The organism is Massilia pseudoviolaceinigra (genome assembly GCF_030846505.1).
In the GTDB taxonomy this organism is placed as follows: Bacteria; Pseudomonadota; Gammaproteobacteria; order Burkholderiales; family Burkholderiaceae_D; genus Telluria_A; species Telluria_A violaceinigra.
In genome coordinates, this window is record NZ_JAVCWL010000011.1 from 108505 (window position 1) to 124324 (window position 15820).

General features: G+C 64.4%; 15 protein-coding genes. 9 read left to right on the plus strand and 6 right to left on the minus strand.

Annotation, left to right across the window (positions count from 1 at the left end; all coding sequences use genetic code 11):
- Positions 1-187 precede the first annotated feature (187 nt).
- Positions 188-1882 carry a single-stranded-DNA-specific exonuclease RecJ gene (recJ, locus tag RBA40_RS12890; protein WP_099879550.1) on the minus strand — a complete coding sequence of 565 codons (1695 nt, stop codon included), beginning with the start codon at positions 1880-1882 and terminating at the stop codon, positions 188-190.
- The gene (locus RBA40_RS12895; protein WP_306648255.1) at positions 1879-2901 is read right to left on the minus strand and encodes a hypothetical protein; all 1023 of its coding nucleotides are present in this window, start codon (positions 2899-2901) and stop codon (positions 1879-1881) included. Before RBA40_RS12895 ends, recJ begins: the two co-directional genes overlap by 4 nt.
- Before the next feature lie 227 nt (positions 2902-3128).
- Here RBA40_RS12895 and RBA40_RS12900 point away from each other — a divergent pair, with 227 nt between their 5' ends.
- Together RBA40_RS12900 and RBA40_RS12905 are read left to right on the plus strand one after the other, a co-directional pair.
- On the plus strand, positions 3129-3524 hold the full coding sequence (locus RBA40_RS12900) for a DUF3060 domain-containing protein (protein WP_306648256.1): 396 nt from the start codon (positions 3129-3131) through the stop codon (positions 3522-3524).
- A 57-nt stretch (positions 3525-3581) separates the two neighbouring features.
- Complete coding sequence (locus RBA40_RS12905) at positions 3582-4046, plus strand: DUF3060 domain-containing protein (protein ID WP_306648257.1); 465 nt, start codon at positions 3582-3584, stop codon at positions 4044-4046.
- A gap of 268 nt (positions 4047-4314) precedes the next feature.
- On the opposite strand, the gene RBA40_RS12910 is transcribed toward RBA40_RS12905, so the two are convergent.
- Both RBA40_RS12910 and RBA40_RS12915 read right to left on the minus strand, forming a co-directional pair.
- Positions 4315-5103, minus strand: a complete 789-nt coding sequence (locus RBA40_RS12910) for a ferritin-like domain-containing protein (RefSeq protein WP_306648258.1) — start codon at positions 5101-5103, stop codon at positions 4315-4317.
- A gap of 26 nt (positions 5104-5129) precedes the next feature.
- Entirely contained in the window at positions 5130-6320 is a 1191-nt protein-coding gene (locus tag RBA40_RS12915) for a hypothetical protein (protein WP_306648259.1), read from the minus strand.
- A gap of 168 nt (positions 6321-6488) precedes the next feature.
- Between RBA40_RS12915 and RBA40_RS12920 the strand changes: the two genes are divergently transcribed.
- Genes RBA40_RS12920 through RBA40_RS12930 form a run of 3 tightly spaced genes read left to right on the plus strand, consistent with a single transcriptional unit; the run spans position 6489 to position 9251 of the window.
- Positions 6489-7754, plus strand: a complete 1266-nt coding sequence (locus RBA40_RS12920; protein WP_306648260.1) for a lipoprotein-releasing ABC transporter permease subunit — start codon at positions 6489-6491, stop codon at positions 7752-7754.
- Complete coding sequence (gene lolD / locus RBA40_RS12925; protein ID WP_306627510.1) at positions 7747-8454, plus strand: lipoprotein-releasing ABC transporter ATP-binding protein LolD; 708 nt, start codon at positions 7747-7749, stop codon at positions 8452-8454. The genes RBA40_RS12920 and lolD overlap by 8 nt, the downstream gene beginning before the upstream one ends.
- A 2-nt stretch (positions 8455-8456) precedes the next feature.
- The gene (locus tag RBA40_RS12930) at positions 8457-9251 is read left to right on the plus strand and encodes a TatD family hydrolase (RefSeq protein ID WP_306648261.1); all 795 of its coding nucleotides are present in this window, start codon (positions 8457-8459) and stop codon (positions 9249-9251) included.
- A gap of 18 nt (positions 9252-9269) precedes the next feature.
- Here the strand turns inward: RBA40_RS12930 and RBA40_RS12935 are convergent, their stop codons facing one another.
- Positions 9270-10025 (minus strand): SDR family NAD(P)-dependent oxidoreductase, encoded by a 756-nt coding sequence (locus RBA40_RS12935; protein WP_306648262.1) that lies wholly within the window; start codon positions 10023-10025, stop codon positions 9270-9272.
- A gap of 134 nt (positions 10026-10159) precedes the next feature.
- Here RBA40_RS12935 and RBA40_RS12940 point away from each other — a divergent pair, with 134 nt between their 5' ends.
- The 3 genes from RBA40_RS12940 to RBA40_RS12950 all read left to right on the plus strand — a co-directional run bounded on the left by RBA40_RS12940 (position 10160) and on the right by RBA40_RS12950 (position 14522).
- The gene (locus tag RBA40_RS12940; RefSeq protein WP_306648263.1) at positions 10160-11047 is read left to right on the plus strand and encodes an AraC family transcriptional regulator; all 888 of its coding nucleotides are present in this window, start codon (positions 10160-10162) and stop codon (positions 11045-11047) included.
- Between the two features lie 87 nt (positions 11048-11134).
- Positions 11135-12097: an alpha/beta hydrolase gene (locus RBA40_RS12945; RefSeq protein WP_306648264.1), complete on the plus strand. Its 963-nt coding sequence runs from the start codon at positions 11135-11137 to the stop codon at positions 12095-12097.
- A gap of 67 nt (positions 12098-12164) precedes the next feature.
- Positions 12165-14522 (plus strand): DNA internalization-related competence protein ComEC/Rec2, encoded by a 2358-nt coding sequence (locus tag RBA40_RS12950; RefSeq protein WP_306648265.1) that lies wholly within the window; start codon positions 12165-12167, stop codon positions 14520-14522.
- A gap of 20 nt (positions 14523-14542) precedes the next feature.
- Here RBA40_RS12950 and RBA40_RS12955 read toward each other — a convergent pair whose 3' ends face one another.
- Positions 14543-15373 carry a helix-turn-helix domain-containing protein gene (locus RBA40_RS12955; RefSeq protein WP_306648266.1) on the minus strand — a complete coding sequence of 277 codons (831 nt, stop codon included), beginning with the start codon at positions 15371-15373 and terminating at the stop codon, positions 14543-14545.
- Between the two features lie 25 nt (positions 15374-15398).
- Between RBA40_RS12955 and RBA40_RS12960 the strand changes: the two genes are divergently transcribed.
- Complete coding sequence (locus RBA40_RS12960) at positions 15399-15785, plus strand: phosphopantetheine adenylyltransferase (RefSeq protein ID WP_306648267.1); 387 nt, start codon at positions 15399-15401, stop codon at positions 15783-15785.
- Positions 15786-15820 lie beyond the last annotated feature (35 nt).

The following is a 15820-nucleotide window of genomic DNA, read 5'->3' on the forward strand; positions in this document are numbered from 1 at the left end:
CAAACGCACACGTACTTGCCGGCCTTACGCTCCCGCGCTCGGGTTGGGCGGATCAGTTCCTTCCCGTCCGCCATGCCTGGCGTCCGGCGAAGCGGTGCCGGGGCCGGCCGGATCGGCGAACTGGCGCTGGCGATCCGCGCCCGCGTCGGACGCCGGGCTTGTGCCGGCTCGGCCTGTTCAGGCGAAGTTACGCCGGCTCGGCGTGTTCGACCAGCAGTTGCACGCGCGTGACGCCGTTGTATTCATTGGCGTCGAGGCGGAATGCCACGCGTGCGCGCTCGCCGACCGAGGCTGTGTGGCCGAACCAGATGGCGTCGTAACGCTGGCCGTTGCGCTCAAGCTGGAGCTTGAGATGGCGTTCTTTCAAAATGCGCTGGCTGACCACCCGGAACTCATCGCAAAACACCGGCGGCGCAAAACCCTGGCCCCACACCTGGCCGTCCATCAGGCCGATGAATTCCGTCGTGTAATAGGCGTCTTCCAGCGGACCGTCGGTTTCGATGATGCGTTCGAGCTGCTGCGTATTGAGCCAGGCGCGCCCGACTTCCTCGAACGCCGCGGAAAACGCCTCGAACGCGTCGGCGCGAATGGTCAGCCCGGCCGCCATCGCATGGCCGCCGAATTTGTCGATCAGGCTCGGCGCGCGCTTCGACACCAGATCGAGCGCGTCGCGCAGGTGGAAGCCCGGAATCGACCGCCCCGAGCCCTTGATCCAGCCTTCCGCGCCCGGCGCGAAGGTGATCGTCGGGCGGAAGAATTTTTCTTTCAGGCGCGAGGCGACAATGCCGATCACGCCCTGGTGCCAGGATTCGTCGAACACGCTGATCGTGTTGCTGTCGGCCGGCTCGTAAGCGTCGAGGTGCAGCAGGGCCGTGTCCTGCATGTCGGCCTCGATTTCGCGGCGCTTCAGGTTGATTTCGTTGAGCTGCTGGGCGATGGCCCAGGCGCGTCCGTCGTCGTCGGTGACCAGGCACTCGATCCCGAGCGACATGTCTTCCAGGCGGCCGGCGGCATTGAGGCGCGGACCGAGCGCAAAACCCAGGTCGAACGGCGAGGCGCTGCGCGCTTCACGTCCGGCCACGCGGAACAGCGCGGCCACGCCGGGGTGCATGCGGCCCGCGCGCATGCGCTTGAGACCCTGCGCCACCAAAATGCGATTGTTCGAGTCGAGCCGCACCACGTCGGCCACGGTGCCCAGGGCGACCAGATCGAGCAGGCTGTCCAGCTTGGGCTGGGTCTGGGCATCGAATACGCCCCGTTTGCGCAATTCGGCGCGCAGTGCGAGCAGTACGTAGAACACCACGCCGACACCGGCCAGGTGCTTGCTGGGAAAGCCGCATTCGGGCTGGTTCGGATTGACGATCACGCGCGCTTCCGGCAGCGTGTCGCCGGGAAGGTGGTGGTCGGTGACGACAACGTCGATGCCGCGCCGCTTCGCTTCCAGCACGCCGTCGATGCTGGCGATGCCGTTGTCGACGGTGATGATGATATCCGGCGCCTTTTCGCGCGCGGTCAGTTCCACGATTTCGGGCGTGAGGCCGTAGCCGTACTCGAAGCGGTTGGGGACGATGTAGTCGACCGTGGCGCCCATCGCGCGCAGGCCGCGCAGGGCGACGGCGCAGGCAGTGGCGCCGTCGCAATCGTAGTCGGCCACGATGGTCATTTTTTTGGCAGCCTTGATGGCGTCGGCCAGGAACACGGCGGCGGCGTCGATGTGCAGCAGGCCGGCGGGCGCCATCAGGCTGCCCAGCTCACTCGATAATTCGCGCGCGTCGGTCAGCCCGCGCGCGGCGTACAGGCGCGCGAGCACGGGATGCACGCCGGTCTGGCGCAGCATTTCGGACGTACGGAAAGAGCAGGGGCGAGTGGTGATACGGGTCATGGCAGCAGTCTGTCTAAGGTCGGGCGGCGCCAGAAGGCGCGTTGCGAAAAGCGGGTGGTGGTAAAAGCGATCTGGCTGGTGCGGTGGCTCAGGACCAGTTGCAGCTGCTTGACGCGGCCGTCCTTGAGCGCGGCCAGCGCAGGGGCAAAGGCGGACTGCTCCAGGCGATGCATGTGCTGCAGCCAGCCTGCCCAGTCGGTGGACATGGCCGCTTCGCTCAAGGCATCGCACACCAGGATCGATTTCCCGGCCATGGCGTCGATCGACGCGATGGGCGCGGCTTGCGGATGCCCGGCCAGCGCCGTCATCCACGGCGTGGATTCACTGGTGGCCAGCGCGGAGGTGTCGACACTGGCGCCGGCCGGGGACGCACCCCACGGCCAGAAGGAGTTGATCGCCGCCAGGCCGCGCGCTTCGCGTTCGGTGTTGACGGGATGCTCGAACCACAGCATCTGCACTTCGTTTTGCAGCATGCGGAATGCGCGCGCCGGCGGGCCCTTGGGCATCCAGTCGGTCAGGTTCAGGCCGACGGCCGAATCGGGTGTCGATGTCTCCAGGTCGGCCCAGTCGTCGGCGCGCATGAACCAGGTACCCGCGTCGCCGTACAGGAGCGTTTTTCCGGATTCGTCGAAGTAAGGCTTGGCGATGTCGAACAGGACGCGCCCGTGCGCCTCGGACAACTGCAGGCGGCGCATGTCGGCGATCAGCAAATGGCTGCGGGCGATCTGGGTGTGGGCCGGGTGGACGATGAACCAGGTGCCTTCCGCCGGCGCCAGGCCGTGGCCTTTCATGACGGTGCTGGCAAATGCCGGTTTGCCGTCGCCGGACGCCGCCAGGGCGCGTGCCAGCCAGGCTTCGTGGGGCAGGGCGCGCAGGCCCTCATCGACCGGAAGTTGCTGGCGGGACGTGGTGCGGCTGATGAGCGCAGCCAGCGCGGGCGCCTGCAATGCGCGGATTAAATCGGGGGCGAGCTCGGGAGGGGGCAAGGCGAACGGCAGGACAAGCGAAATTTGGGTCATCCAGCATTGTAGGACAAAACGGCACGCCCGAAAATCCTGGCGCGTCGGCGAATGGCGGCGATCGGGCCAAGGATTGGATTCACGCCCAGGGCTAAACCGGGCGCCTGAGCACATCTTTGTCGTCAGCCAGCAAGCGGAGCACGCTCGTTGCGCCATCAGATGAGTACGCCTTGTTTGAATGTAATGCTAGAATTTAGATAACATTTTTTCTCGATAAGGGGGGCTCGATGTTGTTTAATACCAATTTTGTGCGCACCGCTGGCGTCGTCTTCGCTGCCGGGGTGAGCTTGCACAGCGCTGCCATGGCGCAGGAAAAGGGGGTGGGCGCGATTTCCGTGACCAAGGAAGTGATCGAAGTCAGCGGCAACGGCCATCAGCGTACCTTCCCATGCAATGGACGCAAGGCGGTGGTCGAAGGTTCCGACCACGTTATCACTTTTACAGGTGTGTGTGCGAGCCTCGACGTTTCGGGCGGGAATAACAGCGTTACCGTGCAACTTGCGCCGCAGGGCTCCCTGACGGTAGCCGGTGCCGACCATAAGGTGCGCTGGCAGTCCACAGGCGAGCCCAACCAAGACCTGAGTGGGGGAAAACACCAGATCGTCAAGCTGCCATTGAAATGATAGATTGTTCGGCGCAGCGAAAGCGGATTCCCCCATGGGTAACGATAACGCCCGCCGGTGGAACATGAAAGTTGTCGAATTTATATTGAAATATTGAAATTTCGGCAACGATTTCTTGAAAGGGTTGTGATGTCATTACGTGTACTGATTACATTGGGTATGGCGGCCGTTGCCGCCTTTGGTGCCCCCGGCGTGGCTGTTGCTGACGAAGACAGTGTTGGCGCCGTTGCGTCAGGCAAGGACAAGGTTCAAGTCAGCGGCAATGGCCATCGACGTTCATTCCCGTGCGATGGCCGCCGCGCGGTCATCGAAGGAACCGACAACGTGATTACGTTCTCGGGCGTGTGCTCCGCGCTGGAAGTGTCCGGCTCGGGCAATTCCGTCACGATTCAACTGGCCCCGAAAGCGCCCCTGACCGTGGAAGGCGTGAATAACAGCGTCCGCTGGAAATCGACTGCCGAACCCAAAAAGAATATTTCGGGCGTGAATAACCGGGTCGTCAAGGTGCCGGGCGGGGGGTAAGCACGTGTAACGCTGCCGTCGACAGCCCTGGCGACCGCGGCAGCGAACGCAATCGCCGCAACGAACGTGACCGGAGCAGCGCACCCGGCCGCCGTAGCGCACCCGTGCACTACGGCCAGATTGTGCCTCATCGTCTGCGCCGTTTGCATCGGTCGCGCCGGTTGCATCGGTCGCATCGGCCGCAGAAACGCGCACCGGTCACACCGGTTGTATCGGGTGCTCCCGTCACCGCGAAAGTCCGCAAGCCTCCAGCCGTCGTGCCCGGGGATTAAGGGGGCGGTGGCGACTGCAACTGCGACTGCGCCGGCAGCTCGTCGACCTCCACATCCCCGTAAGTGAGCCCGATAGCCTCTTCGTACCACGTTTGGGTCAGCGCCAGATGCTCGCGTTCTTCGTTCAGCGCCTGTGTAAAACGGTCGACCATGTCCGATAATCCGTGCTCGTCCGCCAGCGCTACCAGGGTTTCCCAGCCTGCCTTGTCACTTAGCTCTGCTGTTACGATGGCGTGCAGCGACTGTGCAATGCTGGTACGCGGGTCGTTCAATACCTGCACCAGTCCGAGCGACTCCACCCCGACCAGATCGGCACTGGGCGTTTGCGAGGTCGGGTCGCCACCCAGCGATTCGATCGCATCGGCCAGCATCAGGAAATGGCGCGCTTCGTCGGCGCGTATCTGCTCCAGGTCTTCGATTGTCATGCTGATTTCACCTGCCAGCATCACCTCGCACTTGGTAATCAGCGCGTCGTACAAACGCGTTCCGGTGCGCTCGTAGGCCAGCCGTTCGCCCAGCTTGTCGAGCAGGATTTGCGGGCTCTCGCCCTTGAGCATCGACACCCCCATCGTCACCGCACCGGTGATGGTGCCGGGAAGGGGCACCGATCCCAGCGCATCCGCATTGGCGATGTACTCGCTGCGCAACTCGGCCAGCGCCATTTCGTCGACGCTATCGCTGTCCATCAGGGCCGGCTCAATATCCTGCATGGCCTTGCTGTCGATGGGCGACATCTGGATACCCGTGCGGTTCATTCCTATGTGTTCAGTCTGTACGTTACTCATATCTTGTCTCCTGTTCCCAAATGCGCTCAAGGCGCGGCGACGCCGGCGGCGGCCAGCATGCCTCTGCGAGTGAGCTCGGTTCCCGGACGCCAGATATACCCGGCGGCGACCATGTCGCTCGGTGAACCGTCAGCGTTGACCATGCTGCGGTAGTTGAGCGAGAGCGGGCTTTCGTGCTCCTTGGCGACGAAGCGGGTTCCGTCGGTCCGCAGGTCGACTTCGCTGGCCAAAACCTTGCGCACGAAGTCGCGCTGGCTGTGCAAGGCAAGCGGGCTGGCAAAGTCGCTCGTGACGATTTCAGCCGGGTCGCGCCGTTCGAATTGCTTGAGCGCCTCGCACGCCATGTTGAAATGCCCCAGTTCGTAGTCGAGAAAGCGCTCCCAGATCGCCCGGATGTGGTGATTGGTTTCCTGCTCGACGCAGCTGTAATAGGTGTAGCACTCGGCCGCCTCGTGCAGCAGCCACTGCTCGATCCAGGATTCGCCAGGGTCGAGCATGGATTCGTACTGGGTCACGTGCTGCTCTTCGATGGAAGCGATTTCGGCATACAGCTGGCGTGCCAGCGGGTCGGAAAACAGCGGGCCGATGTTCTGGTAATAGTCGTGCGTCTGGTATTCGCTTGAAACGATGGTCAGGGCGTTGATCTTGGTCTGGAAGGCGGCCGTGCGGGCGTTGTAGGGTTCGCGCAGTTCATCCTCGGGCGCGCGGTGGTGCTCGGCTGTCGGGCGGCCAGGCAGAATATCCGTATAGCTCTGCAGGATATTGTTCGCATCCTTGCCCTCCAACCGGTCCAGCAGGGCCGAATAGCGGTACAGGTGGTCGAAATCTTCCAGCAGGCCGAAGCGGTAGACCTGCGCCAGGTACGGGTCTGGCTCGCTCTGCGCGACGGCCGCGGTGACCTCGATGGCAACCTGCTCGTAGGCGACCGTCGTTTCAAGGGGCGAATGGTCCGCCGCGATGAGCCAGTTGACCAGGGTGGCCTGGTGTTGTTCGGTACGCCGCACCTTGGCCAGCGGCAGGCGCAGCTCGCGGTTGAAGCGGGCCGCCAGATGGCCGAAACGCAATGCTTCGGTCTCTAGCCCGTTAACGAGGATGACCCGGATGCGCGTGAATGCATCGTCGTCGAGCTTGCTGATCGGTTTTTGCACCAGCTCGCGCCAGGTGAAGCGCTGCTTGTCGATATCGACGCCTTTTGAATCGAAAAGACTGAATGCCATGATATGCCTCCATTCTGCGGTAATGAGTTGGAGTGCGCACGAAGCGCCAGGTTCAAAGTTTTTTTGTAAAAACCACGGTGGCAACGCGTGATTCAATTGTGGCAACCCTGCCCGGGACGCGCTTTGTGTGGCAAACTGCGCACTTGCAATCAATCACTGCCGGGGCACATGAGCATCATCCACAACTTACCGTACGAATGGCTGGTCGGCCTGCGCTACACGCGTGCCGGCAAGCGTAGTGGCCGCAACAGCTTTATCTCGTTCATTTCCCTCATTTCCGTCTCCGGCATCGCCCTCGGCGTGGCAGCGCTGATCGTCGTGCTGTCGGTGATGAACGGCTTCCAGAAAGAAGTCACCGACCGCATGCTGTCGGTGCTGGCCCATATCGAAGTGTTCGACCCGCGCGGCACCATGCCCAACTGGCAGGCGGCGATGCAGGACGCGTTCAAGAACCCGGCGGTCAAGGGCGCCGCGCCGTTCGTCGAAACCCAGGGCATGCTGCTGCGCGATGGCGTGATGCGCCCGGCCGTCATCCGCGGCATCCTGCCGCTGGAAGAACACAAGGTGTCCGATGCGGCCGGCCAGGTGCGCCAGGGCAGCCTGGCCGCGCTGGTGCCGGGCCAGTTCAACATCGTCATGGGCTACGCGCTGGCGCGCTCGCTCGGCATCGGCATCGGCGACAAGGTGACCATGCTGCTGGCGCAGGCGCAGACCACGCCGGCGGGCATGCTGCCGCGCACGCGCTCGTTCACGCTGGTCGGCATTTTTGAAGCCGGCCATTACGAATACGACGCCAGCTTCGCCTTCGTGCACCTGGAAGACGCGCAGAAGATGGAGCGGCTCGACGCGCCATCGGGCCTGCGCCTGCGCATCGCCGACATGCACGCCGCGCCCATGGTGGCGCAGGAACTCAAGGCGAGCATGCCGGGCCGCTTGCGCATCCGCGACTGGTCCGAGCAGAATGCCACCTGGTTTGCCGCCGTGCAGACCGAGAAAAAAATGATGTTCGTCGTGCTGACCCTGATCATCGCGGTGGCTGCCTTCAACCTGATCGCCACGCTGGTGATGACGGTGACCGAAAAGCAGGCCGACATCGCCATCCTGCGCACGCTCGGTTCGTCGCCGCGCTCGATCATGAAGATCTTCATGATCCAGGGTGCGCTGGTGGGGCTGATGGGGACCCTGGCCGGTGTCGGCCTGGGCGTGCTGGTGGCGCTGAACATCGATGTCATCGTCCCGTTTATTGAACGTTTATTAGGAGTACAGTTTTTGCCCAAGGATATCTACCTGATCAGCGCCTTGCCATCCGATCTGCGCTGGCCCGACGTGGCCAAGATCGGCGGCGTGGCCGTCGTCCTGTCCTTTGTCGCCACGCTCTACCCGAGCTACACGGCGTCGCGCGTCAAACCTGCGGAGGCGCTGCGCTATGAGTAACCTGAACAAACCCGGCGACGCGCCGGTTCTCGCCTGCCGTGGACTGGGCAAGACCTTCACCCAGGGCACCTATTCGGTTCCGGTGCTCACCAACGTCGACTTCAGCATCTATCGCGGTGAACGCGTGGCGATCGTCGGCGCATCCGGCTCGGGCAAATCGACCCTGCTGCACCTGCTGGGCGGCCTCGATACGCCGACCACCGGCTCGGTGACGTTGCTGGGCAAGGACTTCGCCAGTCTGTCGGAAACCGCGCGCGGCGACCTGCGCAACGAGGCGCTTGGCTTCGTGTACCAGTTCCACCATCTGCTGCCGGAGTTTTCGGCGCTCGACAACGTCGCCATGCCGCTGCTGATCCGCCGTGAAAAGCGCGCGCTCGCCATCGACAAGGCGCGCGCCGTGCTCGAACGCGTGGGCCTGGCCAAGCGCGTGGTGCACGTGCCGGGCGAACTGTCCGGCGGCGAACGGCAGCGCGTGGCCCTGGCGCGCGCGCTGGTCACCCAGCCTGGCTGCGTGCTGGCCGACGAGCCGACCGGTAACCTCGATCACGCCACCGCGCAGCAGATTTTCGACCTGATGCTCGAACTGTCAAAAACGCTGGGCACCGCTTTCGTCATCGTCACCCACGACATCGAACTGGCGCGCCGCTGCGACCGCGTGCTGCGCCTGACCGAACACGGACTGCAACCGGCCGAACTGTGACCATGTGGATCGACACCCACTGCCATCTGGACGCGCACGAATTCGGCGCCGAATCGCTGGAGGTGGCGCGCCGGGCGGGCGAAGCAGGGGTGTCGATGATCGTCATTCCTGCGGTCGGACGGGGTAATTTCGACACCGTGCGCCAGTTGGCTGCCAATGCGCCGAATGCCAGCTACGCGCTCGGCATCCATCCGATCTATGTGCCCAATGCGACGCAAGACGATCTGCTTGCGCTGCGCGCGGCGGTGGAAGCGGCGATGGCTGACCCGAATTTCGTGGCCATCGGCGAGATCGGCCTGGATTTTTTCATTCCGATGCTGTGCGAACCGGCCATGCGCGAGAAGCAGGAGCATTTTTTCCGCGAGCAGTTGCGCATCGCGCGCGACCTGGGCCTGCCGGTGCTCATGCACGTTCGCCGTTCGCAGGATCAGGTGCTCAAGCATGTGCGCCAGATCCGCCCGGCCGGCGGCATTGCCCATGCGTTCAACGGCAGCTTCCAGCAGGCGCAGGTCTACATCGACCTGGGATTCAAGCTCGGGTTCGGCGGCGCCATGACCTTCACGCGCGCCTTGCAGATCCGGCGCCTGGCTGCCACGCTGCCGCTCGAATCGATTGTTCTTGAAACCGATGCGCCGGATATTTCGCCGGCCTGGATTCATCCGGGCCGCAATAGCCCGGAGCAGCTGCCAGCCATTGGCGCCGTGCTGGCGCAGCTGCGCGGATTGATGGTCGATGACGTGCGCACGGCCACCTGCGCCAACGCACTGGCCGCGCTTCCACGCATGCCGCTCCCGTAGCCGTCACCGGCCGGTGGTTCAGATGCCCTGGCCGCCGGAGACTTCGATGCGCTGGGCGTTGACCCAGCGGTTATTTTCCGACAGCAGGCTGGCGATCATCGGGCCGATGTCGTCCGGCAGGCCCACGCGGCCCAGTGCCGTCATGGCGGCGAAGCTCTGGTTCAGCTCCGGGTTGTCGCGCACCACGCCGCCGCCGAAATCGGTCTCGATCGCGCCCGGCGCCACCGTGTTGACGGCAATGCCACGACCGCCGAATTCCTTTGCCATGTACACGCTGAGCGTCTCGATTGCCGCTTTTACCGCCGCGTAGGCGGCGTAGCCCGGGTAGGTCAGGCGCGTCAGGCCCGATGACAGGTTGACGATGCGCCCGCCGTCGGCCATCAGCGGCAGCAGCGCCTGGGTGAGGAAATAGACACCCTTGAAGTGCACGTTCACCAGGCTGTCGAACTGCGCTTCGGTGGTTTGCTCGATCAAGGCGTAGTCGCCATGGCCGGCGTTGTTGACAAGGTGGTCAAAACTGTCGCGCTGCCACGTGTCGCGCAGCGCGGTGCGCAGGTTGGCGGCGAACGGCGCAAACGCTGCGACACTGCCCATGTCGAGCTGGAAGGCGACGGCTTTGCGCCCCATCGCCTCGATCTCGGCCACGGCGGCGCGCGCCTCGTCGGCCCGCGACTGATAGGTGATGATCACGTCATTGCCGCCCCGGGCAATGCTCAAGGCGGTGTTGCGGCCCAGGCCGCGGCTGGCGCCGGTAACGATGGCAATCTTGGTCATGTTGAACTCCTGCTGTGTGGGGGAAGTTCATCTTAGGGCGCGACGGCGCGGGCAACGTAGCCGGAACCTCGCGCTTGTTTGCCTATTCCTCCAGATCGCGCTAAGGGCCGTCCGGAATCGGTTAGGATTGCGGCATGACCGACTCCCTGCTCAATACCGTCCGCCGCTACGTGGAGGCGCATGCCGACGCCGCCGGCATGGCGCAAACGCCCATCGCCGGCCTGATGACGATTCGCTCGACCGCGCCCAGCGGCCTGCTGCATGCGATCGCCCGGCCGCTGGTCTGCCTCGTTCTACAGGGGAGCAAACAGGTCGCGATGGGGAACGATTGTGTGACCTACAACCCCGGCGACTCCTTGCTCATTACGGCGGACGTGCCGACCATCAGCCAGGTCACGCGCGCCAGCGTGGACGCACCCTATATTTCGCTGGTGCTGGACCTGGACCCGGCCGTGCTGGCCGAACTGACCGCGCAGATGATGGCGCTTCCGCATCCCGGCGCGGCAGTCGTCGAGTCGACCGATGCCGAGGTGGCCGACACGGCGCTGCGGCTGATGCGCCTTCTCGAACGCCCGGCGTCCGTGCCGGTGCTGCATGCGCAGCTGGTGCGCGAACTGCATTACTGGCTGCTGGCGGGGCGGCACGGGGCGGCCATCCGCCGGCTGGGAGGGCCGGACGGGCATGCGCAGCGGGTGGCGCGCACGGTCGCGCTGCTGCGGGCCGAATTCGCGCAGCCGCTCCCGGTCGAACGCCTGGCCGCCACCGCCGGGATGAGCCCATCGTCGTTCCACCATCACTTCCGCGCGGCGACCTCGCTCTCGCCGCTGCAATTCCAGAAGCACTTGCGGCTGATCGAGGCGCGCCGGCTGATGATGTCGGACGGCGTATCGGCCAGCAGCGCCGCGTTTGCGGTCGGTTATGAGAGCGTGTCGCAGTTCACGCGTGAATATGGACGGATGTTCGGCTTGCCGCCGATGAAGGATGCCGAAGCGATGGGGCAGCGGACGCACGCGCCAGCGTAGATGCGGGCGTGTTACGATAATCTTTTTAATAACGTTGCAATTATGTCATTTGCAGCCTAAATCGATTTTTCCGGACAGGAGCCGACCGTGCGAACAGTTAACCTTTGGAAATGGAGTACTTTTCTGCTGCTCGCCGTGTGCGTCGGCGCTGGCGCGGCAGGTATCGAGCAGCCGATCGCGCTGCGCACGGCGCAGGGGGCGGTCGCTGGCACCTTGTCGCTGCCCAAGGCTGCCGGACCGGTGCCGGTCGCGCTGATCATCGCCGGCTCCGGTCCGACCGACCGTGACGGCAATGGCCCTGGGCTGAAGAACGACAGCCTGCGCCTGCTGGCGCAAGGTCTGGCCGACGCCGGCGTGGCGAGCGTGCGCTTCGACAAGCGCGGCATCGCCGCCAGCGCGGCGGCTGGCCCTCGCGAGGCGGACCTGCGCTTCGAGACGTATATCGACGACGCCACGGCGTGGCAGGCCATGCTCAGGGCCGACAAGCGCTTCTCAAGCGTCAGTGTGATCGGTTACAGCGAAGGCTCCCTGATCGGCATGCTGGCAGCAAAAGCCGGTAATGCGCGGGCCTACGTATCGATTGGCGGTCTGGGACGCGGTGCGTCGGCCGTGCTGCGCGAGCAGCTTGCGCCGGTATTGCCACCGCCGCTGGCCAGGGAGAGCGAACGTATTCTCACGGCGCTGGAGGACGGGCGCGAGGCCGGCAATGTGCCGATCGAACTGGCCGCGCTGTACCGTGCAAGCGTGCAGCCGTACCTCATTTCGTGGTTCAAGTACGTACCGGCGACGGTCATCAAGGACTTGAGGATGCCCGTGCTGCTGGTTCAGGGCAGTACCGATCTCCAGGTCCCGCTCAGCGAGGCCGAACTGCTGCACAGGGCTCTGCCGGGCGCGCATCTGGTTGTGGTGCCGGGGATGAACCACGTATTGAAGGAAGCTCCGCTTGATAAAGAGGGCCAGACCAGGACCTACACCGATCCCGCATTTCCGCTTGCGCCAACGCTGGTTCCGACGATTGCCGCCTTCTTGCGCAAGGCATCGAAAGACTGACGCGCGCCAAAGTGCCGTGCTGCGCCCAATGGCATGCTAGGGGTTTTGTCCACGCCTCCGGGGAGCCATGCGCGCCGCCATCTTGGGATTTGCCTGTGGCGCCGCCGTGCTGCAAACCCAGGCGGCGCTGCCGACGCCGTCGACCATGTTGGCGTTCGCCGCCATCGCGGTCCTGCTTTGCTTTTTGCGCGGCGTTGCAAGGCTGGCGCTGGCCGGTGCGCTGGCCGGTTTCTGCTGGGCCGCGCTGGCCGCTCATCTGGCGCTGGCGCCGGAACTGGCCAAAGCCGACGAGGGCCGCGACATCACGCTCGTCGGCGTCGTCGACAGCCTGCCGTACCGGTTCGGTAACGGTGTTCGCTTCAATTTCAAGGTCGAACGGGTTCTCGACGCGCCGCTCGCGGTGCCGCCGCGCGTGTCTCTGGCGTGGTATGCCGGCTACCGCGATGCATCGCAGCCGATTGGCGACGTGCAGCCGGGCGAGCGCTGGCAGCTGGTCGTGCGTCTGCAACGCCCGCACGGCAATGCGAACCCGCACGGCTTCGATTACGAGGCATGGCTGCTGGAGCAGGGCGTGCGCGCCACCGGCTACGTACGGCCCGAAGGCGGCAGGAACCGGCGCATCGACAAATTTGTTTTTGGTTTGTCGAATGTGGTCGAACATTGCCGGGCCACGCTGCGCGAACGTATCTTGCGCGCCCTGCCAGACAAGGAATACGCGGGCGTGATCGTCGCCCTGGTCGTCGGCGACCAGCGCTCGATCGGGCAGGCCGACTGGGATGTATTCAACCGCACCGGCGTCGGCCACCTCATTTCCATCTCCGGCCTGCACATCACCATGGTGGCGGGGCTGTTTGCGTCGCTGGCCTCGGGGTTGTGGCGCCGCTCGTTTTTCACCGACGCGCAGCTGCCGCTGCTGATGCCGGCGCAGAAGGTGGCCGCATTGACAGGGGCCGCGGTCGCGCTGTTGTACGTGCTGCTGGCCGGCTTCGGCGTGCCGGCGCAGCGCACCTTATATATGTTGATCGTGGTCGCCGCCGCACTCTGGTTCGGCCGGCTCACGCAGGTGTCGCATGTGCTGTGCATGGCGCTCGGCCTGGTCGTCGTGCTCGACCCTTGGGCGATCGCCTCGCCCGGCTTCTGGCTCTCGTTCGGCGCCGTTGCGGCCATTCTGTTTGCCACTACCGGGCGCACCGTGGTCAGGCAGTCGCGCTGGCGCGGCATGCTGCAGGTGGGCGCGCATACGCAGTATGTGGTCACGCTCGCGCTGGTGCCGTTGACGATGCTGCTGTTCTCGCAGGTATCCATTGTCAGCCCGCTGGCCAATGCGCTGGCGATTCCGCTCGTCAGCTTCGTCGTCACGCCGCTCGCGCTGGCCGGCAGCATGCTGCCGGCACCCGTGTCTACCTTGTTGCTTAACGTCGCGCACTACGCCGTGCAAGCGCTGGCCTGGGTGCTTGCGTGGTGCTCGGGACTGCGCTTTGCGGTGTGGACCGCTCCGGCGCCCGAGCCCTGGCTGTTCGTGTTCGCGGTGATCGGCACCTTGTGGATGCTCGCTCCGCGCGGCTGGCCGCACCGCTGGACCGGGCTTGCCGCATGGCTGCCGCTGCTGACCGCGCAGCCAACCGCTCCGGCGCCTGGCGAGGTGCTTGTTACCGCATTCGACGTGGGGCAGGGCATGGCGGTGCTGATCGAGACCGGTACGCACCGGCTGCTGTACGACACCGGACCGGCCTACACTCCCGAGTCGAACGGCGCGAACCGGGTGATCCTGCCTTACCTCAAGGCGCGCGGTGTCGGTTATCTCGATGGCGTTGTCGTCAGCCACAGCGACATCGACCACGCCGGTGGCGGGCGCACCCTGCTCGGCGCGCTCAAGGTCGGGTGGGTGGCGTCGTCGCTGTGGCCGGATCATCCGATCGTCAAGGCCGCGCCACGCCACATCCGCTGTACCGGCGGGCAGCAGTGGACCTGGGATGGGGTGCGCTTCGAGATGCTGCATCCGACCGTGGAAAGCTATGCGGACATCAGCCTGAAACCGAACGCGCGCGGCTGCGTGCTGCGGATCACGGCCGGCGGCCATTCCATCCTGCTGGCGGGCGACATCGAGGCCGCGCAGGAGGCGCAATTGGTAGCCGGGTCGGCAGCGCTGCTGCGCGCATCAGTTTTGCTGGCGCCGCATCATGGCAGCGGCACGTCGTCGACGCCTGCGTTCCTGGCCGCTGTGCAGCCACGCCTGGTGCTGTTCCAGGTCGGCTATCGCAACCGCTACCACCATCCCAAGACGGAGGTGGTGGAGCGGTATGAAAAACTCGGCGTCGAACGCTTGCGCACGGACGAATCGGGAGCAGTCATGCTCGATTCGGCCACTGGCTTTGCGCCGGTCGAATATCGCCGCGCGCATGCGCGTTACTGGTACGGCAAATAGGTCCGCATTTTCATGGCCGATCATTTTTGGGATGAGCGCACAAATAGTACGTTGCCGCTTAAAAGTCTTGTCAGTGGCAGTCCGAACATGGCCTTGAAAGCAGCGCTCAGGTGGGCGGAGCTTGAAAAGCCAGCTTCGTGTGCCGCTTGCGTGAGCGTCCTGCCGTCCAGCACGTTCGACATGGTGGCCTGAAGCCTGGCCCACAATCGATAGCGGCGAAACGACACGCCTGTCTGTTCCTTGAAAAGGTGCTGAAACCGGGAGGACGACAGGCCTACGTGGCGCGCATGCCCCGCTGCGTCTGTCTCATCCGCTGGCGACGCCAGCAACGTGCCCGCCACTTTCCGGATCCGGGCATCCGTGCCTGCGGGATATAGGGACAGAAGGGTAGCGAGCCGTTCGCCCGTGGCCCGCCAGCCTTCGGCGCTGCGATCCATGCCAGCCAACAGGGCGATGAGCGCATCTTCGTTGTCGAGGTCGAAGCCAACCATCCCGACCCGACGGCGGCACCGTCCATGGAGCGTCTTCAGGTCGTTACTTAACGCGTCGACATACAAGAAGGCGTATTGTGCCCCTGGCGTTGCCAGCAGGTGCAATTGGTTCGGTTCAATCAACGCGGTTCGACAGTTCACGACGCCGAGACCGGGGTCGGCCGGATCAAGCGCCACGCCGAGCGGCCCGTCCAGTCCGATCGCCAATACCGCCACGGCGTTTCGGTGTGCCGCAAGTTGCAATGCCGGCCCGATGTACAGCGCACGGGCATTCCAGCTGACCAGCAAAGGACGGGCCTGTGGGCAGCTTGTTTTTGAAAGCGCCGCGAGCGGACCGTCGTTAGAATCGTTCACTTCCACTACCCCACCGATCAAGGAAAATACGATGCAACGGCTTATCCCTGCCATGTTGGTCATCGCCGCACTGATTCACCTCATCCCTGCGACAGGCGTGCTTGGCGAGTCGCATCTGGCTCAGCTCTACGGAGTGCGCATCCAGGACCCGAACTTGTTGATCCTGATGCAGCATCGCGCCGTCATGTTCGGCCTGTTAGGATTACTCCTGGTGGCCGCGGCACTCATTCCCGCCTGGCGGTCGCTCGCATATTTTGCCGGGCTGGTCAGCGTAACATCGTTTGTGATTGTTGCGTGGTCGGTAGGGAACTATAACTCTTCGGTAGGGCGGGTGGTAATGGCCGATATTGCCGTAGCTGCTTGCCTGCTCGTCGCGCTTGCCGTCGACTACTGGCCTGGCCTTTTTTCAAGGGCCTGATACCCCGCTTGCCGATCTCGCTGAATTAATGGAGA

What these genes read in the sequence shown, in the direction of transcription:
- recJ (WP_099879550.1), bottom strand. Translation starts at nt 1,882, where the DNA reads ATGACCCGTATCACCACTCGCCCCTGCTCTTTCCGTACGTCCGAAATG.
- RBA40_RS12895 (WP_306648255.1), bottom strand. Translation starts at nt 2,901, where the DNA reads ATGACCCAAATTTCGCTTGTCCTGCCGTTCGCCTTGCCCCCTCCCGAG.
- RBA40_RS12900 (WP_306648256.1), top strand. Translation starts at nt 3,129, where the DNA reads ATGTTGTTTAATACCAATTTTGTGCGCACCGCTGGCGTCGTCTTCGCT.
- RBA40_RS12910 (WP_306648258.1), bottom strand. Translation starts at nt 5,103, where the DNA reads ATGAGTAACGTACAGACTGAACACATAGGAATGAACCGCACGGGTATC.
- RBA40_RS12915 (WP_306648259.1), bottom strand. Translation starts at nt 6,320, where the DNA reads ATGGCATTCAGTCTTTTCGATTCAAAAGGCGTCGATATCGACAAGCAG.
- RBA40_RS12920 (WP_306648260.1), top strand. Translation starts at nt 6,489, where the DNA reads ATGAGCATCATCCACAACTTACCGTACGAATGGCTGGTCGGCCTGCGC.
- lolD (WP_306627510.1), top strand. Translation starts at nt 7,747, where the DNA reads ATGAGTAACCTGAACAAACCCGGCGACGCGCCGGTTCTCGCCTGCCGT.
- RBA40_RS12930 (WP_306648261.1), top strand. Translation starts at nt 8,457, where the DNA reads ATGTGGATCGACACCCACTGCCATCTGGACGCGCACGAATTCGGCGCC.
- RBA40_RS12935 (WP_306648262.1), bottom strand. Translation starts at nt 10,025, where the DNA reads ATGACCAAGATTGCCATCGTTACCGGCGCCAGCCGCGGCCTGGGCCGC.
- RBA40_RS12940 (WP_306648263.1), top strand. Translation starts at nt 10,160, where the DNA reads ATGACCGACTCCCTGCTCAATACCGTCCGCCGCTACGTGGAGGCGCAT.
- RBA40_RS12950 (WP_306648265.1), top strand. Translation starts at nt 12,165, where the DNA reads ATGCGCGCCGCCATCTTGGGATTTGCCTGTGGCGCCGCCGTGCTGCAA.
- RBA40_RS12960 (WP_306648267.1), top strand. Translation starts at nt 15,399, where the DNA reads ATGCAACGGCTTATCCCTGCCATGTTGGTCATCGCCGCACTGATTCAC.